This window comes from Pseudomonas putida (assembly GCF_026625125.1).
Classification (GTDB): Bacteria; Pseudomonadota; Gammaproteobacteria; order Pseudomonadales; family Pseudomonadaceae; genus Aquipseudomonas; species Aquipseudomonas putida_X.
Genome location: NZ_CP113097.1, coordinates 4,183,275 through 4,209,472 on the forward strand (window position 1 = coordinate 4,183,275; position 26,198 = coordinate 4,209,472).

General features: G+C 61.2%; 29 protein-coding genes. 2 read left to right on the forward strand and 27 right to left on the reverse strand.

Going from position 1 to position 26,198, the window contains the following annotated elements:
• The first annotated feature begins 241 nt into the window (after positions 1-241).
• Positions 242-937, forward strand: a complete 696-nt coding sequence (locus tag OSW16_RS19210; RefSeq protein WP_267824045.1) for a GntR family transcriptional regulator — start codon at positions 242-244, stop codon at positions 935-937.
• Here OSW16_RS19210 and OSW16_RS19215 read toward each other — a convergent pair.
• Positions 897-1,991 carry a D-alanine--D-alanine ligase family protein gene (locus OSW16_RS19215; RefSeq protein WP_267817689.1) on the reverse strand — a complete coding sequence of 365 codons (1,095 nt, stop codon included), beginning with the start codon at positions 1,989-1,991 and terminating at the stop codon, positions 897-899. The two genes, OSW16_RS19210 and OSW16_RS19215, sit on opposite strands and share 41 nt — an antisense overlap.
• Before the next feature lie 93 nt (positions 1,992-2,084).
• Here OSW16_RS19215 and OSW16_RS19220 point away from each other — a divergent pair, with 93 nt between their 5' ends.
• Positions 2,085-2,276: a hypothetical protein gene (locus tag OSW16_RS19220; RefSeq protein ID WP_267817692.1), complete on the forward strand. Its 192-nt coding sequence runs from the start codon at positions 2,085-2,087 to the stop codon at positions 2,274-2,276.
• Between the two features lie 217 nt (positions 2,277-2,493).
• Here OSW16_RS19220 and flhB read toward each other — a convergent pair whose 3' ends face one another.
• The 26 genes from flhB to OSW16_RS19350 all read right to left on the reverse strand — a co-directional run bounded on the left by flhB (position 2,494) and on the right by OSW16_RS19350 (position 26,132).
• Positions 2,494-3,636 carry a flagellar biosynthesis protein FlhB gene (gene flhB / locus OSW16_RS19225; RefSeq protein WP_267817694.1) on the reverse strand — a complete coding sequence of 381 codons (1,143 nt, stop codon included), beginning with the start codon at positions 3,634-3,636 and terminating at the stop codon, positions 2,494-2,496.
• A gap of 2 nt (positions 3,637-3,638) precedes the next feature.
• Positions 3,639-4,415, reverse strand: coding sequence for a flagellar biosynthetic protein FliR (fliR, locus tag OSW16_RS19230; RefSeq protein WP_241804568.1), 777 nt, complete (start codon positions 4,413-4,415; stop codon positions 3,639-3,641).
• Between the two features lie 7 nt (positions 4,416-4,422).
• Positions 4,423-4,692 carry a flagellar biosynthesis protein FliQ gene (gene fliQ / locus OSW16_RS19235; protein ID WP_012315510.1) on the reverse strand — a complete coding sequence of 90 codons (270 nt, stop codon included), beginning with the start codon at positions 4,690-4,692 and terminating at the stop codon, positions 4,423-4,425.
• A gap of 21 nt (positions 4,693-4,713) precedes the next feature.
• The gene (gene fliP / locus OSW16_RS19240; RefSeq protein ID WP_241804569.1) at positions 4,714-5,481 is read right to left on the reverse strand and encodes a flagellar type III secretion system pore protein FliP; all 768 of its coding nucleotides are present in this window, start codon (positions 5,479-5,481) and stop codon (positions 4,714-4,716) included.
• A complete protein-coding gene (gene fliO / locus OSW16_RS19245) occupies positions 5,481-5,936 on the reverse strand; it encodes a flagellar biosynthetic protein FliO (RefSeq protein ID WP_241804570.1) in 456 nt (151 codons plus the stop codon). Before fliO ends, fliP begins: the two co-directional genes overlap by 1 nt.
• On the reverse strand, positions 5,937-6,401 hold the full coding sequence (gene fliN / locus OSW16_RS19250; protein ID WP_267817700.1) for a flagellar motor switch protein FliN: 465 nt from the start codon (positions 6,399-6,401) through the stop codon (positions 5,937-5,939). It lies immediately after the preceding gene.
• A gap of 47 nt (positions 6,402-6,448) precedes the next feature.
• Complete coding sequence (fliM, locus tag OSW16_RS19255) at positions 6,449-7,417, reverse strand: flagellar motor switch protein FliM (protein WP_012315514.1); 969 nt, start codon at positions 7,415-7,417, stop codon at positions 6,449-6,451.
• A gap of 9 nt (positions 7,418-7,426) precedes the next feature.
• Positions 7,427-7,924 carry a flagellar basal body-associated protein FliL gene (fliL, locus tag OSW16_RS19260; RefSeq protein ID WP_241804572.1) on the reverse strand — a complete coding sequence of 166 codons (498 nt, stop codon included), beginning with the start codon at positions 7,922-7,924 and terminating at the stop codon, positions 7,427-7,429.
• Between the two features lie 131 nt (positions 7,925-8,055).
• On the reverse strand, positions 8,056-9,363 hold the full coding sequence (locus OSW16_RS19265; protein WP_267817703.1) for a flagellar hook-length control protein FliK: 1,308 nt from the start codon (positions 9,361-9,363) through the stop codon (positions 8,056-8,058).
• 72 nt (positions 9,364-9,435) lie between these two features.
• On the reverse strand, positions 9,436-9,783 hold the full coding sequence (locus OSW16_RS19270) for an Hpt domain-containing protein (RefSeq protein WP_241804574.1): 348 nt from the start codon (positions 9,781-9,783) through the stop codon (positions 9,436-9,438).
• A 48-nt stretch (positions 9,784-9,831) separates the two neighbouring features.
• Positions 9,832-11,526: an ATP-binding SpoIIE family protein phosphatase gene (locus OSW16_RS19275; protein ID WP_267817705.1), complete on the reverse strand. Its 1,695-nt coding sequence runs from the start codon at positions 11,524-11,526 to the stop codon at positions 9,832-9,834.
• A 5-nt stretch (positions 11,527-11,531) separates the two neighbouring features.
• Positions 11,532-11,837, reverse strand: coding sequence for an STAS domain-containing protein (locus tag OSW16_RS19280; RefSeq protein WP_012315519.1), 306 nt, complete (start codon positions 11,835-11,837; stop codon positions 11,532-11,534).
• 77 nt (positions 11,838-11,914) lie between these two features.
• On the reverse strand, positions 11,915-12,367 hold the full coding sequence (gene fliJ, locus OSW16_RS19285; RefSeq protein WP_241804576.1) for a flagellar export protein FliJ: 453 nt from the start codon (positions 12,365-12,367) through the stop codon (positions 11,915-11,917).
• A gap of 6 nt (positions 12,368-12,373) precedes the next feature.
• Complete coding sequence (gene fliI, locus OSW16_RS19290) at positions 12,374-13,732, reverse strand: flagellar protein export ATPase FliI (protein ID WP_267817709.1); 1,359 nt, start codon at positions 13,730-13,732, stop codon at positions 12,374-12,376.
• The gene (gene fliH / locus OSW16_RS19295; RefSeq protein WP_267817711.1) at positions 13,722-14,486 is read right to left on the reverse strand and encodes a flagellar assembly protein FliH; all 765 of its coding nucleotides are present in this window, start codon (positions 14,484-14,486) and stop codon (positions 13,722-13,724) included. Before fliH ends, fliI begins: the two co-directional genes overlap by 11 nt.
• A gap of 118 nt (positions 14,487-14,604) precedes the next feature.
• On the reverse strand, positions 14,605-15,624 hold the full coding sequence (gene fliG, locus OSW16_RS19300) for a flagellar motor switch protein FliG (protein ID WP_012315523.1): 1,020 nt from the start codon (positions 15,622-15,624) through the stop codon (positions 14,605-14,607).
• Positions 15,617-17,395 carry a flagellar basal-body MS-ring/collar protein FliF gene (fliF, locus tag OSW16_RS19305; protein WP_241804579.1) on the reverse strand — a complete coding sequence of 593 codons (1,779 nt, stop codon included), beginning with the start codon at positions 17,393-17,395 and terminating at the stop codon, positions 15,617-15,619. The genes fliG and fliF overlap by 8 nt, the downstream gene beginning before the upstream one ends.
• A gap of 15 nt (positions 17,396-17,410) precedes the next feature.
• Positions 17,411-17,743, reverse strand: a complete 333-nt coding sequence (gene fliE / locus OSW16_RS19310; RefSeq protein WP_012315525.1) for a flagellar hook-basal body complex protein FliE — start codon at positions 17,741-17,743, stop codon at positions 17,411-17,413.
• Between the two features lie 230 nt (positions 17,744-17,973).
• Positions 17,974-19,350 carry a sigma-54-dependent transcriptional regulator gene (locus OSW16_RS19315; RefSeq protein WP_267824047.1) on the reverse strand — a complete coding sequence of 459 codons (1,377 nt, stop codon included), beginning with the start codon at positions 19,348-19,350 and terminating at the stop codon, positions 17,974-17,976.
• Positions 19,350-20,567, reverse strand: coding sequence for a sensor histidine kinase (locus OSW16_RS19320; protein WP_267817715.1), 1,218 nt, complete (start codon positions 20,565-20,567; stop codon positions 19,350-19,352). The genes OSW16_RS19315 and OSW16_RS19320 overlap by 1 nt, the downstream gene beginning before the upstream one ends.
• Before the next feature lie 240 nt (positions 20,568-20,807).
• On the reverse strand, positions 20,808-22,283 hold the full coding sequence (gene fleQ / locus OSW16_RS19325; protein WP_267817717.1) for a transcriptional regulator FleQ: 1,476 nt from the start codon (positions 22,281-22,283) through the stop codon (positions 20,808-20,810).
• Between the two features lie 165 nt (positions 22,284-22,448).
• Positions 22,449-22,745 carry a flagellar protein FliT gene (locus tag OSW16_RS19330; RefSeq protein ID WP_241804582.1) on the reverse strand — a complete coding sequence of 99 codons (297 nt, stop codon included), beginning with the start codon at positions 22,743-22,745 and terminating at the stop codon, positions 22,449-22,451.
• A 13-nt stretch (positions 22,746-22,758) separates the two neighbouring features.
• Complete coding sequence (gene fliS, locus OSW16_RS19335) at positions 22,759-23,154, reverse strand: flagellar export chaperone FliS (RefSeq protein ID WP_241804583.1); 396 nt, start codon at positions 23,152-23,154, stop codon at positions 22,759-22,761.
• A gap of 200 nt (positions 23,155-23,354) precedes the next feature.
• Entirely contained in the window at positions 23,355-24,770 is a 1,416-nt protein-coding gene (gene fliD, locus OSW16_RS19340; RefSeq protein WP_267817720.1) for a flagellar filament capping protein FliD, read from the reverse strand.
• A gap of 82 nt (positions 24,771-24,852) precedes the next feature.
• Entirely contained in the window at positions 24,853-25,206 is a 354-nt protein-coding gene (locus tag OSW16_RS19345) for a flagellar protein FlaG (protein WP_267817722.1), read from the reverse strand.
• Between the two features lie 71 nt (positions 25,207-25,277).
• A complete protein-coding gene (locus OSW16_RS19350; RefSeq protein WP_012315533.1) occupies positions 25,278-26,132 on the reverse strand; it encodes a flagellin domain-containing protein in 855 nt (284 codons plus the stop codon).
• Between the last annotated feature and the right edge of the window lie 66 nt (positions 26,133-26,198).

A 26,198-nucleotide genomic window follows, 5' to 3' on the forward strand; every position in this document is an offset into this window, starting at 1 on the left:
CCTACCCCACCCGCTTCAACGGCAATGACGCAATGCTTCACTCTTGAAAATCTACAGAGAGGCTGCCCAATGGAAAAACTCACACCGATATGCTCATGCAAAAAGCGTGGTTTCTATACCGACGCACGAGGCAAATGCCAGCTATAACGCCTCGAACATCAGCCAATGACTCGATTGGTAGCCCTAGTGAGTCTGTGGTACCTTCGCCAGCGTTTTGACTGCATCGCTTGACCCGGAGCATATGGTGGCAAACTCTCTCGATAGCTTTATCGTTCCTGACAAACATCGCCATAAAACCGCGATGGATTATGTAGTCGAGTCGCTACGCCAAGGCATACTTTCTGGCGCAATAGCCGAAGGCACGGCTTTGCGGCAAGAAGAGCTAGCCTCAAAATTCGGCTTGAGCCGAATGCCGGTAAGGGACGCCATAAGGCAATTGGAGGCCGAAGGACTTGTTACCTACGAAGTCCATAAAGGCGCATCTGTCGCGATCATGACGATTGAAGATATTGTCGAGATCTATGACATGCGGATCATGGCAGAATGCACAGCCCTGGACTTTGGTTTTGCCAACATTGTAGAGAATGATCTGGCGCAGATGTATGACCTCGTGTCTACAATGGAGCATGCAACAGACCCGCACCAGCTTAGCGAACTTAACGAAAAGTTTCATCACCTTCTGTATTCAAAAGCCAATCGCCCCAGGTTACTTGCGTTGATTAAGTCCCTTCATGACTCGGTGGATCGCCATCTTCGTTTTTTGTTGACAAATCTCGATTACCACAAGAAATCGCAACAAGACCACAAACGCATTGTGAACGCGTGCGCTCAGGGTGATCGCGAAGCCGCCAAGCAATATTTGGCCGAGCACCTTGCCGAGGGCCGAGATTCGATCGTTACGTTTCTTGAGACACGGCCACGACAGGACGTGCCGTAATACGGTCCTTCGATGCCGACGAGAGCGCATATTCCACTAGCGCTCCTACTAGCTTCACAGGGGGATAACCTGAGCACTCAAACATTTTCGGGTACATACTGGAACTTGTAAATCCAGGTAACGTGTTGACCTCATTGAGAATAATTGAACCACCCTCTGTCAAGAAAAAATCCACCCTGGCGTACCCCTTCAGATCAAGGCATCTGAATGCTTGAACGGATAATGCCTGAATGCGCTCGACAATGTCCGGCGGCAGTAGGCATGGCACACGAAGATCTGCTCCGCTGTTGCAATCATATTTCGCCTGATAATCGTAATATCCGTGCCCTTCTTTTTTGAGTATTTCACCCACTACCGAGGCCATCAAACCTCCCTCAAGTTCGAGCACTCCACACTCTATCTCTCTTCCACAGATTTCCGCCTCCACCAGCACCTTTGTGTCCTGACACGCTGCAATAGCAAATGCCTCAGCATATTCCAAGGCATTGGATACCTTAGAAACACCAATCGATGACCCCGAATTGGCGGGCTTGACGAAGAGCGTGCTGCTACCCAAGCACTCAACCAGTTCTTCCCACGGGCGCATGAAATTCATGGCCCTCCAAGGCCCCACAACCAGCCCAGAAGACTGGACCATCGTCTTCGTAACGTCCTTATCCATGGACATTGCTGAACCCAGCACCCCGGAGCCCACACAAGGCAAACTGCACATCGCTGCCAAGCCTTGAATCGTTCCATCCTCCCCCCACCGACCATGCAGTGCCGGAAAGAGCAGATCGATCGCAATCTCCACCGTGTCGCTCCCATGAGTTGTGTATGAGAGCGAAGGATGACCTGGACGTATCGAAATCAAAGGCGCCGACAGATCAACCTCGCCTGGAAACTGGCCAGGCTCCCCCTGATATCTCCAGTTGCCCTCACGATCTATCCCAACACAGTGCACACGCTGACCGAGGGCCATCAGCGCCGCGTGAATCGTAGAAGCGGAGCGGAGCGCCACTGAGTGCTCTGAGCTCCTCCCCCCAAAAACCAGTGCAATCACATTTTGTTTCATTTCGAGAGACCTCAGCCTGGAAATTTTGGCTACTGTATCCAATATCCAACAACAATAACAACGGCATGTGCCGATCTCCAGGAAAGGAAGACCATGGCTTTACAGATCACCAAAGGGGGGAGCCGGGGCGAGCGTTCTTGCGTGCGGCTGCAAATCAGGCAGGGCCTTGAACCAGCACTGACCCTGTCAGCCTATTTAACGCATGCCGCTGCGCGGCAAGCCTTGCGCAAGAAAGCAAAGGCGCTTGGGCAAACAGCAATTGGGGGGGACCTGACAAAAAGTTGAGAGAATACTTTTTGCTTATGCAATCAATGGATGAACTTGGAACGTTGCCTACACTGCTGACGTGAGACTAAGAAAACATTGCCTCACCGGGGGCTGCAGTGTGGTAGGTGATCTTTTCCGGTGGGCATCTATCAATCACGCGGTTAAGATTAAGCGCCGCGCAGGCGGCGTTTGATCTCGACACGTTCAAACACACAATGGCGCACCGTCTCCGCCATCAGCTATCACGCCGCAAATCCGGCGGTATCGGCAAATCTTCCTTCAATGGCTCCGGCCGTTTGCCCTTGCCGGACCGGTACTGGCGGATCTGGAACACATACGCCAGCACCTGCGCCACCGCCAGGTACAACCCTGCGGGGATCTCCTGTTCGATTTCGGTGGAGTAGTAGATCGCACGCGCCAGCGCAGGCGACTCGAGAATCTGCACCTTGTGCTCGACCCCGATCTCGCGGATTTTCAAGGCAATGAAATCCGTACCTTTGGCCAGCAGCAACGGCGCCACCCCACCCTTCTCCGGGTCATACTGCAGCGCCACGGCATAATGGGTCGGGTTGGTGATGATCACATCCGCATCGGGCACGGCAGCCATCATCCGCCGCTGCGATACCTCGCGCTGCAACTGGCGAATCCGCTGTTTGACCTCAGGCTTGCCTTCGCTGTCCTTGTACTCGTCCTTGACCTCCTGCTTGGTCATCTTCAGCTTCTTGTGCGTCTGCCAAAGCTGGAACGGCACGTCTGCCGCAGCCACCAGCAATAACCCGGCCGACATCCACAATGCACTCCACCCCACCACCTGAACGCTATGAATGATCGCCTGGTCCAGCGGCTCGTTGGCGATCGCCAGCAACGCCTGGCGGTCGTTGGCCAGCACCACCAACGCCACCACAAGGATGACGACGAACTTGGCAACGGCCTTGAGCAGCTCGGTCAGGGCATTCATCGAGAACATGCGCTTGATCCCCGACAGCGGGTTCATGCGGCTGAATTTTGGCTGCAGCAGGCTGCCGGAGAACAGGAAACCGCCCAGCGCGATGGGCGCAATGAAGGCCACCACGAACAGCAGGATCAGCACCGGTTGCACTGCCCAGATCGCCATCTTGCCCGAGGCCAGCAAGAAGGCGCCCATGGCACCCTCGTCGACGATCACTTCACGGGTCAGGCTGAAGTTGAGGCGCATCATCTCCAGCAGCGTCTCGGCCAGGTGCCCGCCGAACGCCAGCAGCCCACCCGCGCCCCCCAGGGTCACCGCCACGGTGTTCAACTCCTTGGAACGGGCGATCTCACCTTTTTCGCGCGCGTCGCGCTTGCGTTTGTCGGTGGGGTCTTCTGTCTTGTCCTGACCACTCTCGCTCTCAGCCATGCTCAGCGCGCCCTCGCCAGTTCACGCAGCCATTGCAGCGCTTCGCTGGCCAATGCCTGGTAGTGCGGAAGAATATCGGCAAGGCCGACCCAGAAGATGCCGATACCCAGCACCAGGGTCAGCGGGAACCCGATAGAGAAGATGTTCAACTGCGGCGCAGCGCGGGTCATCACGCCAAAGGCGATGTTCACCACCAGGAGCGCGGCGATTGCCGGCAGGATCAGCAGCAGACCGGCACCAAATACCCAGCTCAGGCGGCCGGCGATTTCCCAGAAGTGGTTGACCACAAGCGCGTGACCGACCGGCAAGGTGGTAAAGCTTTCGGTCAGCACTTCGAATACCACCAGATGGCCGTTCATCACCAGGAACAGTACGCTCACCAGCATGGTCATGAACTGGCTGACCACCGCCACGTTGACGCCGTTGGCCGGGTCGACCATCGATGCGAACGCCATACCCATCTGTATCGCGATGATCTGCCCGGCGATGACGAACGCCTGGAACAGCAACTGCAACGAAAAACCGAACAATGCCCCGACGATGATCTGTTCACCGCACAACAACATGCCACGCAAGCTCAGCGGGTCGAATTCCGGCAACGGCGGTAACGCTGGCACGATCACCACGGTAATGGCCACGGCTGCGTACAGGCGTATGCGCGCCGGCAGCATGCGGGTACCGAAGATGGGCATGGTCATCAGCACTGCGGTCACCCGGAACAGCGGCAGGATGAAGGTGGCGACCCAGGTGCCGATCTGTGCGTCGGTCAGCTCCAGCATGGCCGCCTCAACCGATCAGCTGCGGGATGCTGGTGTACAGGCCCGTGATGTATTCCATGAACTTCTGGGTCAGCCAAGGGCCGGCGACGATCAGTGTCACCAGCATCACCAGCAGGCGCGGCAGGAAGCTCAGGGTCTGTTCGTTGATCTGCGTGGCAGCCTGGAACATCGCAACCACCAGGCCGACCAGCAGGCTCGGCACCACCAGAATGGCCACCATCAGCGTGGTAAGCCACAGGGCGTCGCGAAACAGGTCGACGGCAACTTCAGGGGTCATGCAAGGCTCTCCTTGACGGCGTCAGACGCCGCCGAAACTGCCGGCCAGGGTGCCCATGATCAGCGCCCAGCCATCGACCAGAACGAACAGCATGATCTTGAACGGCAACGAGATGATCAATGGCGACAGCATCATCATACCCATGGCCATCAGCACACTGGCGACCACCATGTCGATGATCAGGAACGGGATGAAAATCATGAAACCGATCTGGAACGCGGTCTTGAGCTCCGAGGTGACGAACGCCGGCACCAGGATGGTCAGCGGGACCTGATCCGGGCCGGCAATGTCGGTGCGCTTGGACAGGCGCATGAACAGGTCCAGGTCGCTCTGCCGGGTCTGCGCCAGCATGAAGTCCTTGAGCGGCCCCTGGGCCTTGTCGATCGCCTGCTGGGCGGTCATCTGCTCGTTGAGGTACGGCTGCAGTGCATCCTGGTTCACCCGGTCGAACACCGGGGCCATGATGAACATCGTCAGGAACAGCGCCATGCCGGTCAGCACCTGGTTCGACGGTGTCTGCTGCAAGCCCAGGGCCTGGCGCAGGATCGAGAACACGATGATGATTCGGGTGAAGCTGGTCATCAGGATGACGAACGCAGGGATGAAACTCAGCGCCGTCATGATCAGCAGGATCTGCAGGCTGACCGAGTATTCCTGCTGCCCGTCCGGGCCGTTGGACAGGGTGATGGCCGGGATCGACAGCGGGTCGGCGGCCAGGGCCAGAGGCGCTGCCAACAGCAGCACCAGCATCAACAACAGGCCCGACAGGGTACGTAGCGCGCCGCTCATCACTTCTTGTCCTTATGATCCTTGCCCATCAGCTCCATGAGGCGCTGGGCAAACTCCGGCGTGGCCTGGCGGGCGCTGGCCGGCACTTGCACGGGCTCGGCCAGCACATGCAGTGCTTCGATGCTGCCTGGAGTGTGGCCGATGAGCAGTTGCTCCTTGCCCACCTGCACCAGCAACAGCCGGTCACGCGGGCCAATGGCGCGGCTGCCGATCACTTCGATCACCTGGCCGCCCTTGGGTGCTGCGCCCTGCATGCGGCGCAGCAGCCAGGCCAGAAAGAAGATCAGGCCCACCACCAGCAGCAGGCCCAGCACCATTTGCGCCAGCTGCCCACCCAGGCTGCCGGGCGCTGCGGCCGGCGGCGTGGCCACCACGGCCGGTGCGGCAGCGGCGATCACCACTTCGCTGGCGAGCAGCGCGGCAAGGGCCGTGACAGCCCGTATCGTGCCCTTCACTCAGCGCAGCTTCTTGATGCGTTCGCTGGGGCTGATCACGTCAGTCAGGCGGATGCCGAACTTCTCGTTGACCACAACCACCTCGCCGTGGGCGATCAGGGTGCCGTTGACCAGCACATCCAGCGGCTCACCGGCCAGGCGGTCGAGCTCGATCACCGAGCCTTGGTTGAGCTGCAGCAGGTTGCGGATGTTGATCTCGGTGCTGCCCACTTCCATGGAGATGTTCACCGGGATGTCCAGGATCACGTCCAGGTTCGGCCCTTCCAGGCTGACGTTTTCCTTGGGCCGGGGGGAGCTGGCGAACTCCTCCATCGGCAACCGGCCGGCACCGGCGCTACCGCCGTCGCCGCCGAGCAGCGCGTCGATGTCAGCCTGGCCGGCATCACCGGTTTCTTCCAGCGCCGCAGCCCATTCATCGGCCAGGGCCTGTTCATCCGGGGAGGTAATCTCGTTTTCGTTAGCCATGATGTCCTCGACAGGCATTCAATTCGTAGTGAGCGACCGGCACGCCGTCAGCGGCGTTCGATCGGGTCGATGATCTGCAACGCCAGGTTGCCCTTGTGCGAACCCAGGCGCGCCTTGAACGACGGCACGCCATTGGCACGCAGCACAAGGTGCTCGGGCAGCTCCACCGGGATCACGTCACCCGGTTGCATGTGCAGCACATCGCGCAATTTGAGTTGACGGCGGGCAACCGTGGCACTGAGCGGTACCGAAACGTCCAGCACGTCTTCGCGCAGGGCCTTGACCCAGCGCTCGTCCTGGTCGTCCAGATCGGACTGGAAACCGGCATCGAGCATCTCGCGCACCGGCTCGATCATCGAGTAGGGCATGGTCACGTGCAGGTCGCCGCCGCCACCGTCCAGTTCGATATGGAAGGTCGACACCACCACGGCTTCGCTCGGCCCGACGATGTTGGCCATGGCCGGGTTGACTTCAGAGTTCATGTACTCGAAGTTGACCGGCATGATCGCCTGCCAGGCTTCCTTGAGGTCGATGAAGCACTGGTCCAGCACCATGCGCACCACCCGCAGTTCAGTGGGGGTGAATTCGCGGCCTTCGATCTTGGCGTGACGACCGTCACCCCCGAAGAAGTTGTCCACCAGCTTGAACACCAGCTTGGCGTCCAGAATGAACAGCGAAGTGCCGCGCAGCGGCTTGATCTTGACCAGGTTGAGGCTGGTCGGCACGTACAGCGAATGCACGTACTCGCCGAACTTCATCACCTGCACACCCCCCACCGCAACGTCGGCGGAGCGACGCAGGAGGTTGAACATGCTGATACGGGTGTACCGGGCGAAACGTTCGTTGATCATCTCGAGGGTCGGCATGCGACCGCGCACGATCCGATCCTGGCTGGTCAGGTCGTAGCTTTTGATGCTGCCAGGCTCGGCAGCGCTCTCGGTCTGTACCAGCCCATCATCGACGCCGTGCAGCAGGGCGTCGATCTCATCCTGGGACAGCAGGTCCTGTACGGCCATTGCGGACTCCTACTGCAATACGAAATTGGTGAACAGCAGCTGGTCTATCACCGGCTTGCCGACTTCCTTCTGCGCCACTTCCTGAACCACTGCGGTGGCTTTCTGGCGCAGCATCTCCTGGCCCACGGAGCTGGCGGCCAAGGTGTCGAAGCCCTGCCCGGAGAACATCATCACCAGGTTGTTGCGGATCACCGGCATGTGCACCTTCAGGGCATCCAGGTCAGCCTGGTTGCGCCCTTGCAGGGTGATGCTCACCTGCATGTAGCGCTGGCGGCCGTTCTGGTTGAAGTTGACCACGAAGGCCGGCGCCAGGGGCTCGTAGATTGCCGCCAGCTTGACGTTGGCCGCTGCCGGATCGGCCGCTGGAGCCGACTCGCTCTTGTGCATGAAGAACCAGGTCGCGCCCACCGACAGGCCGACCGCCAGCAGAAGGGCCAGCACCAACAGCAGGATCAGCTTGAGTTTGCCTTTAGTGGCGGGGTCTTTCACTGCGTCGCTCTTCGCCATGCCAATAATCCGTCGTCCATCGGGGTTTCAAATGAGGATGACGTGGCTTGAGCAAGTGTTATGCCAGATTGGGGATTTTTTGCCGGGACCGGCCCTATCGCCTGCGACCGGCCATGGCAGAGAACAGCAACTCACGCATAGAAGTCGACGGCACTGTCGCCGACCACGACCTGATGCTCGACCGGCCGGGAGGCGTCAGCGAGCTCACCCTGCTCGCTACCACCGCCATTCTGGGCCCGCCGTGCGGCAACGCCGGACAACTGTGAACCGTCCTGCTGCGCTTGCTGTTGCTGCCCGCGCGACTGGTCAGCCACGTTGACGTCCGGCTGCGCCAGCCCCTGCTGGGCAAACAGCTCGCGCAAGCGATGCACCTGGCTGTCCAGCGCATCACGCACGCCTGCATGGCCGCTGATGAAGGTCACCTGGGTCGCCTGGTCGGCAGCGACGTTGACGCGGATATCCAGCCGGCCAAGCTCGGCGGGCTCCAACTGGATGTCCGCCGACTTCAGGTTCTGGCTGGACAGGTACATGACGCGGTTGACCAGCCCTTCAGCCCAGGCGTTCTGGTTCATCGACAACGGCTGGTGCAGCGGGTTGCCGGTCACCGGCACGGCATTGGCGGTCTTGGCCGTGGCAGCCTGGGTCAGGCTCGCCAAGCGGTTGGCGAAATCGTCGATCCGAGTGTCGCTGGAAGCGCTCTTGGTATCCTTGAGGCCATCGTCGAGCAACGCACCAAAGGCCTTGTCACCGGTTTCCGCTTGCCCTGCCTCGGCCTCGACCTTGTCGATCAAGTTCGCCAAGGGATTGACGGCAGGCTGACCATCCTCGGCACTGGCCTGGGAGGGGTCGGCGGCGTGGGCCGAGGTCGTGCCCTTGGCGTGAGCGCTTTGCTCCAGTGCCAGGCGCAGGGTCGGCAAGTTGGCCAACGGGTCGGCATCAGGGTCGAAGGCCTGCGCTGCCGGATCCTCGGGCAGCGCTTCGGTTATCGCAGCTTGCGGTAGCTGGCCCGCAGCCTGAAGCACCGGCGCCACCGCTTCAGCCTGGGCTTGCAGCAACTGTGCCCCCGGCTGCGCATCGGTCACCTGGCCCGCCACCAGGCTGGCGTCCAGCGAGGTCGAATCACTGCCAGGTGCGCTATCGGTACTGGCTTGCGCCTGATCGTCCGCTGGCAATTTATTGCCGTCATCGGCAGCCGCCGGTTTGTCGGCAGGCTCTTTCTTGCCGCCTTGGCCGACCTCATTCTTGTCCTCGGGCTTGGCCTGGGCAACCTTGTCATCTCGGACCTGCGCTTTGTCATTGCCCTGCCTGGCCATGACCTGACCGAAGCCGCCGCCCTGCCCGTCCGCCGCCTGCTGCGGCTTGTCCACCTGCGAGGAACCCGCACGCGACGGCTTGCTCAGCGTACTGGTTTGCAACAAAGGATTAGGTGCGACAGGCATTGAGGGGTCTCCGCGCCAGAAACAAAGGTATCGTTGAGGCACATACAGGCAAAAGTCGAGCCAACTGCCCGATCAGCCTGCGGAAACACGCTTGCGTTCGCCCTGATAGAAACGCTGCACCTCCAGATACTCCTGGTCGATGCGGTTGATCAGTTCTTCTATGCCATTGAACGAGCGCTGCTTGACCCGCTCCTCCAGCTGATGGCAAAGCTGCGCCAGCCCGACCGCGCCCATGTTGCTGCTGCTGCCCTTGAAACTGTGCGCGGCCACGCCAAGCTCATCGGCGTTCCGGGCGCCGTGAAGTGCGTCAAGACGCCGCCCGGAATCTTCCAGAAAGGTTTCAACCAGCTGCAGGTAGCCATCTTCCATGACCTCCTGCAGCTCACTGAGCACCCTGTGGTCAATATGTATGTCAGTCACTTGCTCACTCCCTGATCAAGCAGAATTATGCCTCAAGCGCCAAACAGCTCACCAATCGAACTGCACCCATGCGCAACGGCCACCTTCACGCCACCCGGCACGGCTGCCAAGGCGCCGCACCAGGTGCAACCCACGACCACTCAACCCGTGCTCACGGGCAGGACGCGCCAGCACCCGCTGCACATCGAACCCCGCACCACTGTCACGGACTTCGATCATCAGACGACCACCTCCGGCCATCGGTTCCACTTTCAGATCGATGCGCACGCTGCCCTCGGTCAACGCAGCGAGCCTGCGGGCGCGTTCCTGATAGTAGTCGGCAAACCCATGCACATCCCGCTTGAGCCGCGAATCCAGGCGCAGCACACCGTGCTCCAGCGCATTGGAATACAACTCGCTGAGCACGCTGTGCAGGGCGCCGGTGCGGGGCCGCAAACCGTGGATTTCCTGCAGCAACTGCACCAGGTACGGCACCGGGTTGAACCGTTTGAGGCTCTCACCACGCAACTCGAAGCCTAGCGACCAGTCCAACGGGCTGGAGCGCCCACTATCAGAATAGATGGTTGGCGCCGGCACCCGCTCCTGGGCGGTGAACATTCGGATATCGCACAGGCTGATGTCATCCCTGGGGCGCCCGCCGAAGCGCTCCAGCGCCTCCATCACCTCGTCGAAAAGCCGCGCCGGATCACGGTTGGCCGCCAGCACCGCGCGTAGGCGCTCGACACCGAACAACGTCTGCGCTTCATCGGCTGTATCCACAACACCGTCGGAGAGCAGCAACACCCGCTCCCCCGGCGCCAGCGGCAACACCTCGGTACTGTCATCGAAGCGTTCAGGCGCCAGGATGCCCAGCGGAAGGTGGCGCGAACCCAGCATCGAAAGCACCTCACCGCCAGGCGACAGGCGGTAGCCATCCGGCATGCCCCCGTTCCACACCTCCACCGAACCGCGTTGCACGCTCAGGCTGAGCAGCTGTGCGCAACAGAACATGTCCACCGGCAAGATGCGCTTGAGCTTGGCGTTCATCTCACGCAGCATGTGCGCCAGGCCGTAGCCTTTGGCTGTCATGCCATAGAACACTTCCGCCAAGGGCATGGCACCGATTGCGGCGGATAGCCCATGCCCGGTGAAGTCACCCAGCAGCACATGCATGTCGCCGGATGGGGTGAACGCCGCCAGCAGCAAGTCGCCATTGAACAGTGCGTAAGGCGACTGCAGGAAACGAATGTTCGGCGCCGTGATGCAGCCAGAATGGGCAACCTTGTCGAACACCGCCTTGGCCACCCGCTGCTCGTTGAGCAGGTGATGGTGATGCCGGCTGATCAGGTCGCGCTGCTCGAGCACCGTGGCCTGCAGCCTGCGCAGGCGGTCCATGGCGCGGATCTTGGCGCCGAGGATCACCGCACTGTAGGGCTTGGCCATGAAGTCGTCACCGCCCGCCTCCAGGCAACGCACCAGGGCCTCTTCCTCATTGAGCGAAGTCAGAAAGATGATCGGCACCAAGGCCTCGCCGGCCAGCACCTTGATCTGCCGCGCCGCTTCGAAACCGTCCATGACCGGCATCAGGGCATCGAGCAGGACCAGTTGCGGACGCTTTTCGGCGAACAGCTCAACGGCTTGCTGGCCGTTTTCCGCGGTATAGACGTGATGCCCCTGGCGCCGCACGATCTGAGCCAGCAACAGCCTGTCCGTCGCCCCGTCTTCGGCCACCAGCACGGTCAATGGCTGTTCGGCCGGCGTCATGACGCTCAACTGATAGCGAACAGTTTGTCGAAGTTGGATATGGCAAGGATCTTGCGCACGTCTGAACTGGCATGCACCACGCGCACGTCCGATTCATCGCCCCCGGCGTGGTCACGCAGCAGCAGCAACATGCCGAGGGCCGAGCTGTCCAGGTAGGTTGTGTCTTTGAGGTCGACCACAACCGAGTCCGGACGCTTGGGTTGACGCTCGTAAGCATCGCGGAACTCCTGATGCTTACCGAAATCGAAACGACCCTTGATCTTGATCGTCAGCTTTTTCTCGTCCTGCGAAAAATCGGTCTCGACTGCCATGCTAGCGATTCCTTCGATGATGGCGAATGCAACAGTTCAAGGTTTAGCAGGCAGGGGGCGGAGCTGCAAGCTGCAAGCTAGATGTGACCTTGCCTTGGCAATCGCTGGGACAATTCATCCAGCAAGCGCTGCTCGCGCTTGTCCTCGGCGCGGCGCGCCTCTTCCTGGTAACGCTGCACCAGTTTGCGCAGGCCCTCCACCCGGGCGTAGGCTTGCTGCCAGGTGCCCCTGGCGTTCTTCAGGTTGTTCTGGTGCCAAGTCAGGCTCTGGCGCTGCTGGGTCATGGCCGTTTCGAGCTGCCCGAGAAAGCGCTGGTAGTTGACCAGCCAGCTGCCATTGACGCCTTGGCCACCGCGGTCGATCCATTGCGCCTGATAGCCCTCACGGAACGACTCAAGTTCGGCCAGCTTGGCCTGGGCCTGAGCCACCAACTGCTGAAAATGCCCCAGCCGCTGGGCTGCCTTGCGCTCAGCTTCCTCGGCCATCTGCACCACTGGCAGCAGACGCGCGGCACGACCAGGCGTACTCATGGCCTATCAACCGTTCGCCGGAGGCGTGAAGATAGCCCCCAACTGCTGTCGGCTCTGCTCCATGCCGACATTTTCATCCAGCCCTTGGCGCAGCAAGTCCACCAGTTTTGGCTGCAGCGCAATGGCCAGGTCGGTTTCCGGGTCGCCGCCTGCCACATAGGCGCCGACACTGATCAGGTCGCGGCTCTGCGACAGGCGCGACCACAGTTGCTTGAATTTCTGCGCCTGGCGCAGGTGATCGGCATCGACCACCTGCGGCATCACCCGGCTGATCGAGGCTTCGATATCGATCGCGGGGTAATGGCCTTCCTCGGCCAGCCGGCGGGACAAGACGAAGTGGCCATCGAGCACGCCACGCGCCGAGTCGGCGATCGGATCCTGCTGGTCGTCGCCTTCGGACAGTACGGTATAGAAGGCCGTGATCGAACCACCGCCGGGCTCACCATTACCGGCGCGCTCCACCAGCTTGGGCAGTTTGGCGAACACCGATGGCGGGTAACCACGGGTCGCCGGCGGCTCGCCGATGGCCAAGGCGATTTCACGCTGGGCTTGGGCGAAACGGGTCAGCGAATCCATCAGCAACAGGACGTTCTTGCCTTTGTCACGGAAGTACTCGGCGATGCGTGTGCAATACATGGCCGCACGCAACCGCATCAACGGCGCGTCGTCGGCCGGGGATGCGACCACCACCGATCGCTTGAGCCCCTCTTCACCCAGAATATGCTCGATGAACTCCTTCACCTCGCGGCCCCGTTCGCCAATCAGGCCGACCACGATGATGTCGGCTTCGGTGAAGCGAGTCATCATGCCGAGCAACACCGATTTACCGACACCGGTACCGGCGAACAGGCCCAGGCGCTGGCCCCGGCCGACGGTCAGCAGGCTGTTGATGCTGCGAATGCCCACATCCAGTGGCTGGCTGATCGGGTCGCGGTTGAGCGGGTTGATGATCGGGCCGTCCATCGGCACCCAATCCTCAGCCTTCATCCCGCCCTTGCCGTCCAGGGCACGCCCGGCGCCATCGAGCACCCGGCCAAGCATACTCATGCCCATGGGCAAACGGCCGCTGTCGTCCAGCGGCACCACGCGCGCCCCGGGGGCGATACCGGCGATGCTGCCGACCGGCATGAGGAAGACCTTGCTGCCAGCAAACCCCATGACTTCGGCTTCGACCTGCACCGGGTGGTAGGAGTCGTCATTGATCACCAGGCAGCGTGCGCCCACTGCGGCGCGCAGGCCTTCAGCCTCCAGGGTGAGGCCGACCATGCGCAGCAGGCGGCCTTCGACCACCGGCTGCACGGGCAGCTTGATCGCCTCGGCGTAGCCACCCAGGCGTTTGCCGAAGCTGGTGCGGTCAAGGCGCATCGTCGGCGCCCAACTCGATCGATACATCCGGCGCCGCCGGGTGCAGGGCCTGGTCGTGCAACTGATCGAACAGCTGGGCCACGGCCTTTTCGATGCGGGTTTCCATGGTTGCGTCGATGCGGCTGTGCGCGGTCTCGATGCGGCAACCCCCTGGCAACAGGGCGTCATCCTCAAGCAGCTTCCAGCTCTCCTCATGGCGTTCGCGCAGGGCTTTGGCCAGTTCGAAATCCTGGGGGTTGAGGTGAATGCGGATAGTGTCCGCGCCCATGGGCAGCAGCTTCAACGCTTCGCGCAGTACCTGGGTGATCTGGCTGGAGTCGCTGCGCAGTTCGCGACCGATCACCTGCTGCGCCATGTGCGCCACCAGGTGAACGAGGGTCTTCTCGATCTGTGTATCCTGCTCGGCGATCGGCTCGAGCAGGTGCGCCATCAGCTGTTCCAGGTCGGCCAGCCGGGCATTGAGCGCCTCCTCGGCCTCCTGTCGCACCTTCAACTGGGTGCTGTGAAAACCTTCGCGCTCGCCGGTGGCGAAACCTTCGTTATAGGCCTCCTGCCGGATCGCTTCGAGCTCTTCAAGGGTCAGTGGCTGGACTTCCTCCAGCGGTACTTCCTCGACCTCTTCCTCGATGATTTCCGGTTCCGGTTCGGGCTCAGGTTCCGGCTCAGGGTCGAAGCTGGGCAGTGCCCACACATCGACGCCTTCCAGGTCACGTGCGCGAATCAGGTCGCTGGGGTGCTGTTCTTTGCTGGACATTGGCATGCCTGGTGTTGAAAGCGGGATGAGCTGCAAGCTGTGGGCTGCAAGCTGCAAGAAGAAGCAGGCTGTGCAGCGTCTGGCTTTCCCTTGTCGCTTGCAGCGTGTGGCTTGCCGCTTAAATCATTTCCTCGGCGCCCTTGCCGCCGAGCACGATCTCGCCGGCCTCGGCCATGCGTCGGGCAATGGTGAGGATTTCCTTCTGCGCCGTTTCCACGTCGCTGACGCGCACCGGGCCCTTGGCCTCGAGGTCGTCGCGCAGCAGCTCCGAAGCACGCTTGGACATGTTCTTGAAAATCTTGTCCTTGACCCGCTCGTCGGCGCCCTTGAGCGACACCACCAGCACATCGGAGGACACTTCGCGCAGCAGCGCCTGGATGCCGCGATCATCGACATCGGCCAGGTTGTTGAAGACGAACATCAGGTCTTCGATCTGCTCCGACAGGTCGTTGTCGACCTCGCGGATCGAGTCCATCAGCGCACCTTCCACGGAGCTGTCGAGGAAGTTCATGATGTCGGCGGCGCGCTTGATGCCACCCAGGGTGGTGCGTGCGGCATTGGAATTACCCGAGAACTGCTTCTCGAGAATCTGGTTCAGTTCCTTGAGCGCCGCTGGCTGAACGGTGTTGAGCGAGGACACGCGCAGGATGATGTCCAGGCGCACCTTGTGGTCGAAGTTGCTCAGCACTTCGCCAGCCTGATCAGGGTCGAGGTAGGCGACCACGATGGCCTGGATCTGCGGGTGCTCGAAGCGGATCACATCCGCCACCGCCCGCGGCTCCATCCACTTGAGGCTGTCCAGGCCGCTGGTATTGCCGCCCAGCAGGATGCGGTCGATCAGGCCGTTGGCCTTGTCCTCGCCCAGGGCCTGGTTGAGCATCTTGCGGATATAACCGTCGGACCCTACGCCCAGGCTGGTCTGGTCGCCGACGATCTCGACGAACTCGCTCATCACCTGCTGGACCTGCTCGCGGTGCACGTTGCCCATCTGAGCCATGGCCACACCGACCCGCTGGACTTCTTTGGGGCCCATGTGCCGCAGCACCTGGGCGGCATCGGTTTCACCCAGCGAGAGCAAAAGGATTGCCGCTTTGTCGGTGCGGCTCAGCTTGGCGGTAACGGCTCGGTTATCACTCATCGGCGTTGATCCACTCTTTCACGACCTGGGCGACACGGCCCGGGTCTTCGGCCACCAGGCCTTTGATTGCGTTGAGCTGTGCCTCGTAACCCTCGCTCGGGCTTGGCAACAGAATGCTTGTCGGGCCACCCAGGCTGACGCGGTCGTTGGCCAGTTCGCCATCCAGACCGATCATGCCGCCCAGCTCCATGTCGCTGTCCGTTGCAGCAGCCTGCTTGCCGCCGCCTGTGATGTTGTTGAGTACCGGGCGCAGCACGCCGAACACCAGTACCAGAATGAACACCACGCCCAACACTTGCTTGACGATGTCCCAGAACCACGGCTGTTGATAGAACGCAATGTCGGCGATTTCTTCGCCGCGGTCGGCAGCGAACGGCACATTGATCACCGTGACGCTGTCGCCACGGCTGGCATCGAAGCCCACGGCGTCCTGCACCAGGCGGGTGAAGCGCGCCAGGTCCTCGGCGCCCCACGGCGCGCGGGTGGTCTCGCCGGCGGCGTCGACCTTGACCTGGTCATCGACCACTACCGCCACCGACAGGCGGGTCAGGCGACCCTGCTGCTGGCGGGTGTGGCTGATCGAGCGGTCCAGCTCGAAGTTCTTGGTGGTTTGCAGACGCTTGTCGGCCGGGTATGGCGCGAGCATTGGCTGGCCGGTGGCCGGGTCCATGATCTGCTGGCCGTTGGCATCCACCAGCGGCTGGCCAGGCTGGACGGCACCGGCAGCAGGGGCTGCGGCGGTGGCGTTTTCAGGCGCTGCTGCACCTGCCGGCGGTTGGTTGCTCAGCGCGCCAGGCACACCTTGCGGCCCCGAGCTGCTGGCACGCTGCTCGTTGACCGATTGCTCGCTGCGCAGCGCCGGCTGGTCCGGGTTGAATTGCTCGGACGTGGATTCCACTGCACTGAAGTCGAGGTCGGCAGACACCTCGGCCTTGTAGCGGTCGTTGCCCAGTACCGGTTGCAGGATGTTGTGCACACGTTGGGTGAGCATGCCTTCCATGCGGCGGCTGTAGTCGAACTGCTTGCCAGCCATGGTCAATGCAGTGTCCTGCAGCTGGTCGGAGAGCAGGTTGCCCTTCTGGTCGACCACGGTGACCTGCGACTTGTCCAGCTCGGGTACGCTGGTGGCGACCAGGTTGACGATCGCCATCACCTGGCCGGCTTCCAGGGAGCGGCCGGGGTACAGTTCGACCAGGACCGAGGCGCTGGGCTTGCGCTCATCGCGCACGAACACCGAGCTTTTCGGGATCGCCAGGTGCACGCGTGCGGCCTTGACGTTGTTCAGGCTGGAGACCGTACGGGCCAGCTCGCCTTCCAGGCTGCGGCGGTAGCGAGTCGCTTCCATGAACTGGCTGGTACCCAGGCCCTGCTCTTTGTCGAGCAGTTCGAAGCCGACATTGCCGTCGCTAGGCGCAACGCCTGCGGCTGCCAGTTTCAGGCGCGCACGGGAGAGGTCGTCGGCCTTGACCAGCAGAGCACCGGAATTGGGCTCGACGTTGTAGGGGATGTCTGCAGCGGCCAGGGTATCCATGACCTGCTTGGTGTCCATACCGGCAAGGCTGCCGTACAGCGGCCGGTAATCGGGCTGCTGCGACCACAGCACCACGGCGAAGCCGATCGCCACGCTCGCCGCCAACCCGACCAGCAGGCCGATCTGACGCAGCATGGGCATCTGCGAGATGTTTTCCAGAAACGCCATGCCGAACAGCGGCGGCTTGGACGCTGGCGGGCCGCTTTTGGCGGGGACGTTATCGACGACTGCTTCAGCCATGACTTACTTCCGTCCTCAAACCGGCATCTGCATGATGTCCTGGTACGCCTGGACCAGCTTGTTGCGTACCTGGGTCAGCGCTTGCATGGAAACGCTGGCTTTCTGCGAAGCGATCATCACGTCAGTCAGGTCGACGCCGCTCTTGCCGATCTCGAACGCATTGGCGAGCTGGGTCGACGCCTGCTGGGTCTGGTGCACTTTGCCGATGGCTTGGCCGAGCATGTCGGCGAAGCTGCTCTGGCCTTCTGCCAATTCGGGCGCGGCGGTGGCTTTGGGCAGCGACATGGCATCGGCCTGCATGGCACGCATGTCCAGCATCAGACGATTGAATTCAACACCTTGGCTCATGAACTTCTCTCTCCGGCTGCCGCATTTTTTTGACACTCATGCGGCGGATAGCCCTTCTAAAGCAACAACAGTGCCAGCTAGCTGGAAGCTGCAAGCTTCAAGCTTCAAGCTGCAAGCTGGACTGCGGCGCTCTTGCTTGTAGCTTGAAGCTTGTAGCTTGAAGCTTGTAGCTTGAAGCTTGAAGCTTGAAGCTTGAAGCTTGAAGCTTGCAGCTTGCAGCTCGGCGCAGCTCACCCAAAAAGGCTGGCTTCCACGTCCAGTCCGGCATCGCGCATTTGCGCAAGCTTGTAGCGCAAGGTACGTGGGCTGATGCCGAGCCGCTCGGCAGCCTCCTTGCGGCGACCGCGCTCGGCGCGCAAGGTGTCGATGATCATCTGGAACTCGTGACGGCGCATGTCATCGCCCAGGCCACCGGCATCAGCTGCCGGCTCGACCGCGACGGGCAGCGGCGTGGCGGGTGCAACCGCCGACAAGGGAATGGCGCCGGCCAGACAAAAATCCGCCGCTTCGATCACCCCACCCTGCTGCAGGATCAGCGCCCGCTGCAACGCGTTGTCCAGCTCACGCACATTGCCCGGCCAGGCATGGGCCTGCAGGCAGGCCTTCGCCGCCGCCGACAGACGCACCGGCGCATGCTTCATCTTCGCCACGTGCCGCGCCAGCAGGCGCTCGGCCAAGGGCAGGATGTCGCCGGCACGTTCGCGCAACGGCTGCCAGGCCAACGGGAACACCGACAGGCGATAGAACAGGTCCTCACGGAAACGCCCGGCCGCCACTTCACCGGCCATGTCGCGGTTGCTGGTTGCCAGCACGCGGATGTTGAGGGTAATCGGCTTGCGCCCCCCTACCCGCTCAACCTCACGCTCCTGCAACACACGCAACAGCTTGGCCTGTAGGCCCAGAGGCATTTCAGAAATCTCATCGAGCAGCAGCGTGCCGCCCTCAGCCTGCTCGAATTTGCCGGCCTGCGCGGCAATGGCGCCGGTGAAAGCGCCTTTCTCGTGGCCGAACAAAGTGGCCTCGAGCATGTTGTCCGGGATGGCCGCGCAGTTGATCGCGACAAATGGCTGCGCCGCACGCGGCGACTGCTGGTGAATGTACCGCGCAAGCACTTCCTTGCCCGTGCCCGACTCACCCGAGATGAGCACGGTCGAATCGCTGCGCGCCACACGCGCGGCAAGCTCCAGCAGTTGACGGCTGGCAGCTTCGCAGGCCACCGGCCCATCGTCCTCGGCCGCACTCAGGCGCCCGGCGGCATGACGCTCGACCAGGCTCAGCAGCGCCTTGGGCTCGAAGGGTTTGACCAGGTAATCCACAGCGCCCTGGCGCATCGCCTCGACAGCGCGCTCCACGGCAGCGTGAGCAGTCATCAGCAGCACGGGCAATTGCGGGTGCTGGCGGCGCAGGTGCGCCAGCAACTGATGCCCATCCATGCCCGGCATGTTCACGTCACTGATGACCAGGCTGTAGCCGTCGCTTTGCACCGCCTCCAACGCTTCTTCAGCGCTGCCCACAGCACGGTAGGCAAAACCGCCGATCTCCAGGGTATCGCCAAGCGCTTGGCGCAGTACCCGGTCATCCTCGACCAACAACACCTTGATGAGCATCATGCGACCTCCGCAGGCTGCCCGCCGATCAATGGCAACTCCACCCTCACACAGGTGCCGCGCCCGACCCTGGAGCGCAGCTGCAACTTACCGTGGTGCGCCCGCACCACAGCCATGACCACGGCCAAGCCGAGCCCGGTGCCGGTAGCCTTGGTCGTGAGGAACGGCTCACCGAGCCGCCCCAGGAGCTCGGCATCGATGCCACTGCCGGCATCACTGATGCACAGGTGCAGGGTGTGTTCGCGCCGATACAGGTGCACTTTGAGCCGCGCAGCGCCAACGCTGGCCTGCAGAGCATTCTCGATCAGGTTGAGGATGGCGCCGACCAGGGTGTCGCGATTGCACAGCAACTCACCCAAGTGGCTGTCGCACTGCCAACGCACGGCATGGCCCTGGACATGAGGCTGGGCGGCTTGCTGCAAGGCCTGGAACAGGCCCTTTGGGCTCACCCGGTCACCCAGTGGCAGCTCGCCCCGGGCGAACACCAGCATGTCGCGCACCTGGTGTTCCAGTTCGTACAGACGCTCCCTGAGGCTGCCGGCGAAACGCCGGCGTGTCTCTGGCGCAAGCTCACGCTCGTCTTCGGCCAGGTGGCTGGCATAGAGCATGGCTGCCGACAGCGGTGTGCGTATCTGATGGGCCAGCGAAGCGACCATGCGCCCCAATGACGACAGGCGCTCATGGCGTGCCAACTGGTCCTGCAGGCGACGGGTTTCGGTCAGGTCATTGAGCAGCACCAACTGCCCTGGCTCGGCATCCAGCGAACGCGTGGCAATGGACAAACGGCGGCCATCGCGCAGGGACACCTCATGCCCGTCATCCTTGCGCGGGGCGAAGCTGCGGGCGATCACCTGGCGCCATAACTGGCCGAGCAAGGGCTCACCCAACAGTTCGCAGGCCGCCGGATTGGCTTCGCGCACCAGGCCTTGGTCATCGATGACGATCACCCCGCCGGGCAGCAGGGCCAGCAGGTTCTGCAAGCGATTGGCCAGGCGCTCTTTCTCGTTCAGCTCGGCCATGCGCTGGGCGCCGACTACCGCCAGTTCACCCTTGAGCTCACTGACGCGGGCCTCGAGCATGCTGTAGGACTGGTTGAGCTGGGTGGAGACCTGGTCGAACAGGGCGAACGCCTGCTCCAGCCCCTGTCGACTCTCCTGTTCGACGGGGGTAGGCCCCTGCGGATCAGGGACTCGGGAAAAGTGGGCGGCCTGGGGCATCGTGCTCTCTCGCGTGGCTGACCGTCATAAAAACGGTGTGATGCCAGCGGTGTAGCAATAGCCGTGCCGGGGCTGGGGGTTTGTGCTGCCTGCTCGGGCCCTATCGCCGGCAAGCCGGCTCCCACCGCGACCGCGCAGTTCTTCAGGCCCGCGCTTTACCTGTGCAAGCAAAATTTCTTAAAGCCGGCCCACATCCAAGTGGGAGCCGGCTTGCCGGCGATAGTGGCGGTACAGGCGAAGTCAATCTTCCGCCTGTTCCTCACCGCCCTGGCGACTCATGCCGTACTTGCGCATCTTCTCCACCAGGGTGGTGCGGCGAATACGCAAACGTTCAGCCGCCCGCGCCACGATACCGTTGGCATCGTCCAGCGCCTGTTGGATCAGCCCCTGCTCCAGGCTGCCCAGGTAATCCTTGAGGTCCAGCCCCTCAGGCGGCAGCATGGCATGGCTGGCAAAGCTCGGCGCATGGCCGTTGATAGCCACGCGCTCTTCCAGGTCACTGCGCAGGCTGTCGACCAACTGCTCGTCTTCATCGTCGACGTAGCGGAATTTCTTCGGCAGCTCCGACACACCAATCACCCCGTACGGGTGCATGATCGCCATGCGCTCGACCAGGTTGGCCAGCTCGCGGACGTTACCCGGCCAACCATGCCGGCACAGCGACATGATCGAAGCAGAGTTGAAACGTATCGAGCCACGCTTCTCATGCTCCATACGCGAAATCAGCTCGTTCATCAGCAGCGGAATGTCTTCCACACGCTCACGCAACGGCGCCATCTCGATCGGGAACACGTTGAGGCGGTAGTACAGGTCTTCACGGAAGGTCCCACCCTCGATCATGGTCTCAAGGTTCTTGTGGGTCGCTGCGATGATGCGCACATCGATGCTCTGGGTCTTGTTGCTGCCAACCCGCTCGAAGGTACGCTCCTGCAGCACACGCAGCAGCTTGACCTGCATCGGCAACGGCATGTCGCCGATCTCGTCGAGGAACAGCGTGCCGCCATTGGCCAGCTCGAAACGCCCGGCACGGCTGGTGATGGCGCCCGTGAACGCACCCTTCTCATGGCCGAACAGTTCGCTCTCCAGCAACTCGGCCGGGATCGCCCCGCAATTGACCGGCACGAACGGCGCTTCGCGGCGCTTGGAGTGGTAATGCAGGTTGCGCGCGACCACTTCCTTGCCAGTACCGGACTCACCAAGAATAAGTACGCTGGCGTCGGTGTCGGCGACCTGCTGCATCATCTGCCGAACATGCTGGATGGCGCGGCTGGTGCCAACCAGGCTGCGGAACAGGTTAGGCTCGCGCTGACGGCCGCGCTCACGGGCCTGGTCGTACATCTCGCGATAGACCTGAGCCCGGTGCAGGGAGTCGAGCAGCTGGCTGTAGCTGGGCGGCATCTCAAGGTTGGACAGCACGCGACGACGAAGCTCTTCCGGGAACTCCGCAGAAGAAATTTCGCCGATCAGCAACACCGGAAGGAACTCATCCCACCCAGCCACTGTCTTAAGCAACCCAAGCACATTGCCTGGAGCATTCACGGTTCCGATGAGCACGCAGAGCACTTCACGACTGGAAGACAACGCCCCCACCACCTGCTGCCAATCCTGGCTGGAGCAGGGCAGGTTTTCTTCGCCGAGAAAGTTCAGGACCACCGCCAGATCGCGGCGGCTGGCGCTGTCGTCATCGATCAGGAGAATCTTGGTTTCACGCCACATGCAATAGCAACTTCCCTAGTCATATCGGCGCCCGAAGGCGTGCGCGACATCATTCAGACTGAATGGTCAGTGTTCGGACGTCTGAAATTCGAAAACAGCCACTAGTAAAGTCAAAAAAAAGTATGCAGTCAAATTAATGGCGCACGGCTTTTAGGACATCTGTGGTCAAGTGAACAGATGGTATACCTTGGCGGCACTTTTCGCCTGACGGATTTGCGTCATCTCATCGACTATAGATTGACGTTCACCGCTTGCAACATCAATTAACTGCCCGTAGACCGCCAGTAGGCCCTCAAGACTTGAGCGTACCGCGTCTTCATTGCTGAGCGCTTCGGCCAGAACCTCCTCGATACAAAGACGACACTTCAGGTCAAGCTCCCCTACCGCTTCCCAGTCACGACTGGCCAACGCAGCAAGCAACGCGCTGCGGGTCCGCTCGATACCCTCGATCACCTTACTCATGAAACCTCCCGGGTCAGGGAACCATCGACTGCGGAGCGATGGCGTCCCAGCCTTCCTTGACAGTGCTCAGCAAGTCCCTGACCTCATCCAGAATCGCCGGATCATTCTGGATATTGGCCTCACTCAGACGGCGAGTCATATACAGGTAGAGACCATCGAGACGAATGAGCTCGTCGGTCATGTTGTCACGATCCAAACCTTCGCGCAGGCCACCAATGATGCCAATAGCCTTGCCGATCGCGATGCCTTTGCCGGCGATATCCTTGCGCTGCATCGCGCCGCTGGCCTGGGCAATACGGTCCAGACCACCTTCCATCAGCATCTGCACCAGGCGATGCGGGCTCGCTTCGGAGGTCTGCGCCTGGGCGCCAATCTTCTGGTACTGCCGAAGGGCTAACATTGGATTCATGGGTACCTCGTCACCGCAGGGTTGCTGTATGACCGGGCTATCGGCGCGGCGTCAAAAAACTTTAGGAAGAATACAAAAATGCCCGACTGAGCGTCACGCCTCGTCGGGCTTTTGGCGTTTGTTTGTCTTGCGTAAATCGTAGCACGGGCGCGGCATCGCACAGCGTGATGCCGCAGACCTGCCATGTAGCCCATGGCCGATCAGGAGTTCTTCTGCTGTGCTGCCATCGCTTCAAAGATGGAAACGACACTGTCGCGCTGAGCATTGAGTTGCCCGACCAAGGTGTCCATGGTGTTGTACTTCTTGGTCAATGACGCCTCCAGGTCCTTGATGCGGGCATCCAAAGAGCTCTGCTCCATGGTCAGGCTTTTCTTGGCAACCTCAAGCGACTTGTTGCGCTCATCCAGCACACCACCAGACGCGGAGAACGGCTCCATGGTCTTGACCATGCGATCGAGCAAGCCGCCGTCGCCATTGAACAGGTTCTGCACCTCGCCACCAAGCTTCTGATCATTGATCGCCTTGGTGAACTTGGTGCTGTCGAACTCCAGCAGGCCGCTACTCTGAGCGGTATTGATCCCCAACTGCGAAAGTACCGTCAATTGCCCCGAACCACCGGTACCGGAGACCACCAGCTCATTACGCATGGCCGACAGCATGCTGCGCACTGCCGGGTCACCCGACAGAGCCGGAGTGTTCCAGCTGCCGTCTGCCGCCTTGGTCGACACACTCACACTGTTTATCGTATTCACCAACGCGTTATAGGCATCGACGAACGACTGCACCGACTTTTTCAGGCCCTCAGTGTTGGCAGCCACGGTGACGCTGACCGGGCTGAGCGTTTCGGTCTTGGACAGCAGCTCGAAAGTCATGCCACTGATCGCGTTATCGACCTTGTTCGACTTGCTGGTGAGCTTCATGCCATCGATATCGAACTCGGCATCTTTTGCGACATCGCCAATACGGCCAGCACCACCCGCGTCGGTCATCTGCGTTGTCGGGTCGATGGTCAAATCAGCGATTCCCGAGGTAGAGATATCCGAACCTTCGCCCATGGTTTCGGAGCTCAACACCAACCGCGAACCGGTACCGTCGTTAACGATGTTGGCGGTGAAGCCCTTGCCACCCGCCTGGGCGTTGATCGCATCACGCGCCTGCTGCAGCGTAGCGTTGGCCGGAATGGTCACATCTAAGTCGACGCTATTCTGGGTGATGGTCAACGTACCGCCACTGGCGGAAACGACCGAGCTACTGTCGGTGAAGCGCTGACTGGCTACGCGCGACGCCGTGGCCAGCTGCGTAACCTGGATCGAGTAGCTCCCGTTGACCGCCGCACTGCCGGCAGTGGCCTTGACGTACTTGTCGTTGGAGGAGGCTGCCGTGGACCCGAGAAACGCAGGGTTGGCACTGTCGTTAAGCTTCTCCAGCGCCGTCTTGTAGGCGGTCAACGCACTTTTGAGGCTACCCACCGCCGAAATCGATGCGGTGTTCGCCGACGTGCGGCGGTCGAGCTGGCTCTGCTTGGGAGTCTTTTCGGCATCAACCAGGGCCTTCACAATGGCCGAGGTATCGAGACCGGAACCCAGCCCCAAACTCGGTAGAATTGGACTTGCCATTACATCCTCCTTACTGGTTAACGCCCAAACGCAGAGTTTCCTCATCAGCGCCGGCGTAACAATTCAACTGACCGACCAGCTTTCAGGCTTTCTCATCGAAGAGCAGACTGTTGAAATCTTGCAGGCTTCGGGCCAGTTCGAGCGCTGTTTCCGACGGGATCTGACGGATCACCTCACCGCTATCGCGGGCAACGACCTTGACGACCCACCTTCCGGTGGAATCATCCACCGAAAATTCCAGGTTGCGCTGCAACGACTGGACAAAATCTTGAATTTCCTTGACGGCCGAATGTAACTCGGCCTCGCTCTTGGGAGCGTCTTGCTGCAATGTCTTGCGCAACTGACCTGAAACCTTGTCAGCAGCTGTATTGTGCTCGGTGTTGCCAACCAGCGACGACACCGGATACGACGGGCTTGACTTGACGCTTATGTCCATCGCACATCACCTTTAAAAAGTAAAAAGCGAGAGAGCGCATGAGCACTCCCTCGCCAAACTTCATCGCGCTATTACTGAAGCAGTTTCAGTACGGCGGATGGCAGCTGGTTAGCCTGAGCCAGAACAGAGGTCGAAGCTTGCTGCAGGGTCTGCTGCTTGGTCAGCTGAGCGGTTTCTGCGGCGAAGTCGGTGTCCTGAACTCGGCCCATGGCGGCAGCCGAGTTTTCGTTCATGCTTTGCAGGTTGTTGATGGTCGACTGGAAGCGGTTCTGGATAGCACCCAGGTCCGACTTCTTGGTGTCAACGGTCTGCAGAGCAGCGTCGATCGCGGTAATGGCGGCGTCGACGGAGGTGTGAACGGCGGAGTCGGAAGTACCCGAGATCGCCAGGGTGCCAGTGCCGACAGCCAGGGTCGAAGCAGCGAACGAGGAAGTCATCGAAACGCTCAGGATCTGGCTGGTACCAGTCATCGCGCCAACCTGGAACTCCATGGTGCCAGCGGTGCCGTTCAGCAGTTGCTTGCTGGTACCGAAGGTGGTGGAGGTCGCGATACGAGTGATCTCGTCGGACTTGGCCGCGAATTCTTTGTTCAGAGCAGCGCGTTCAGTGGTGCCGTTGGAGTCGTTACGTGCCTGCAGAGCCAGTTCACGCATACGCTGCAGGATGTTGGTGATTTCCGACAGCGCGCCTTCAGCGGTCTGGGTGATCGAGTTACCGTCGTTGGCGTTCTTGATGGCAACGGTGGTACCGGTAACCATGGTCTGCAGCTTGTTGGCGATCTGCTGACCAGCAGCATCGTCTTTAGCGCTGTTGATACGCAGGCCGGAAGACAGGCGAGTCATCGAAGTGCTCAGCGCGTCGGAAGCTTTGTTCAGGTTCTTCTGCACGCCCAGCGAAGTGGTGTTGGTGTTTACGGTTAAAGCCATGACGAATTCCTCGTTGGATGGATACTGCGGCTTCCGGCCCTGGCGTCCGCCGGGTGTGGCCTAGAG

Coding starts and splice junctions, on each gene's coding strand:
- OSW16_RS19320 (WP_267817715.1), bottom strand. CDS start 20,567: ATGCCCCAGGCCGCCCACTTTTCCCGAGTCCCTGATCCGCAGGGGCCT.
- OSW16_RS19280 (WP_012315519.1), bottom strand. CDS start 11,837: ATGGCAGTCGAGACCGATTTTTCGCAGGACGAGAAAAAGCTGACGATC.
- OSW16_RS19345 (WP_267817722.1), bottom strand. CDS start 25,206: ATGGACATAAGCGTCAAGTCAAGCCCGTCGTATCCGGTGTCGTCGCTG.
- flhB (WP_267817694.1), bottom strand. CDS start 3,636: ATGGCTGAGAGCGAGAGTGGTCAGGACAAGACAGAAGACCCCACCGAC.
- fliS (WP_241804583.1), bottom strand. CDS start 23,154: ATGAATCCAATGTTAGCCCTTCGGCAGTACCAGAAGATTGGCGCCCAG.
- OSW16_RS19215 (WP_267817689.1), bottom strand. CDS start 1,991: ATGAAACAAAATGTGATTGCACTGGTTTTTGGGGGGAGGAGCTCAGAG.
- fliM (WP_012315514.1), bottom strand. CDS start 7,417: ATGGCCGTACAGGACCTGCTGTCCCAGGATGAGATCGACGCCCTGCTG.
- OSW16_RS19330 (WP_241804582.1), bottom strand. CDS start 22,745: ATGAGTAAGGTGATCGAGGGTATCGAGCGGACCCGCAGCGCGTTGCTT.
- OSW16_RS19210 (WP_267824045.1), top strand. CDS start 242: ATGGTGGCAAACTCTCTCGATAGCTTTATCGTTCCTGACAAACATCGC.
- fliR (WP_241804568.1), bottom strand. CDS start 4,415: ATGCTGGAGCTGACCGACGCACAGATCGGCACCTGGGTCGCCACCTTC.
- OSW16_RS19315 (WP_267824047.1), bottom strand. CDS start 19,350: ATGCTCATCAAGGTGTTGTTGGTCGAGGATGACCGGGTACTGCGCCAA.
- fliG (WP_012315523.1), bottom strand. CDS start 15,624: ATGAGTGATAACCGAGCCGTTACCGCCAAGCTGAGCCGCACCGACAAA.
- fliJ (WP_241804576.1), bottom strand. CDS start 12,367: ATGAGTACGCCTGGTCGTGCCGCGCGTCTGCTGCCAGTGGTGCAGATG.
- fliD (WP_267817720.1), bottom strand. CDS start 24,770: ATGGCAAGTCCAATTCTACCGAGTTTGGGGCTGGGTTCCGGTCTCGAT.
- fleQ (WP_267817717.1), bottom strand. CDS start 22,283: ATGTGGCGTGAAACCAAGATTCTCCTGATCGATGACGACAGCGCCAGC.
- fliI (WP_267817709.1), bottom strand. CDS start 13,732: ATGCGCCTTGACCGCACCAGCTTCGGCAAACGCCTGGGTGGCTACGCC.
- OSW16_RS19350 (WP_012315533.1), bottom strand. CDS start 26,132: ATGGCTTTAACCGTAAACACCAACACCACTTCGCTGGGCGTGCAGAAG.
- fliH (WP_267817711.1), bottom strand. CDS start 14,486: ATGTCCAGCAAAGAACAGCACCCCAGCGACCTGATTCGCGCACGTGAC.
- OSW16_RS19220 (WP_267817692.1), top strand. CDS start 2,085: ATGGCTTTACAGATCACCAAAGGGGGGAGCCGGGGCGAGCGTTCTTGC.
- fliN (WP_267817700.1), bottom strand. CDS start 6,401: ATGGCTAACGAAAACGAGATTACCTCCCCGGATGAACAGGCCCTGGCC.
- fliL (WP_241804572.1), bottom strand. CDS start 7,924: ATGGCGAAGAGCGACGCAGTGAAAGACCCCGCCACTAAAGGCAAACTC.
- OSW16_RS19265 (WP_267817703.1), bottom strand. CDS start 9,363: ATGCCTGTCGCACCTAATCCTTTGTTGCAAACCAGTACGCTGAGCAAG.
- fliP (WP_241804569.1), bottom strand. CDS start 5,481: ATGAGCGGCGCGCTACGTACCCTGTCGGGCCTGTTGTTGATGCTGGTG.
- fliQ (WP_012315510.1), bottom strand. CDS start 4,692: ATGACCCCTGAAGTTGCCGTCGACCTGTTTCGCGACGCCCTGTGGCTT.
- fliE (WP_012315525.1), bottom strand. CDS start 17,743: ATGAGCCAAGGTGTTGAATTCAATCGTCTGATGCTGGACATGCGTGCC.
- fliF (WP_241804579.1), bottom strand. CDS start 17,395: ATGGCTGAAGCAGTCGTCGATAACGTCCCCGCCAAAAGCGGCCCGCCA.
- OSW16_RS19275 (WP_267817705.1), bottom strand. CDS start 11,526: ATGACGCCGGCCGAACAGCCATTGACCGTGCTGGTGGCCGAAGACGGG.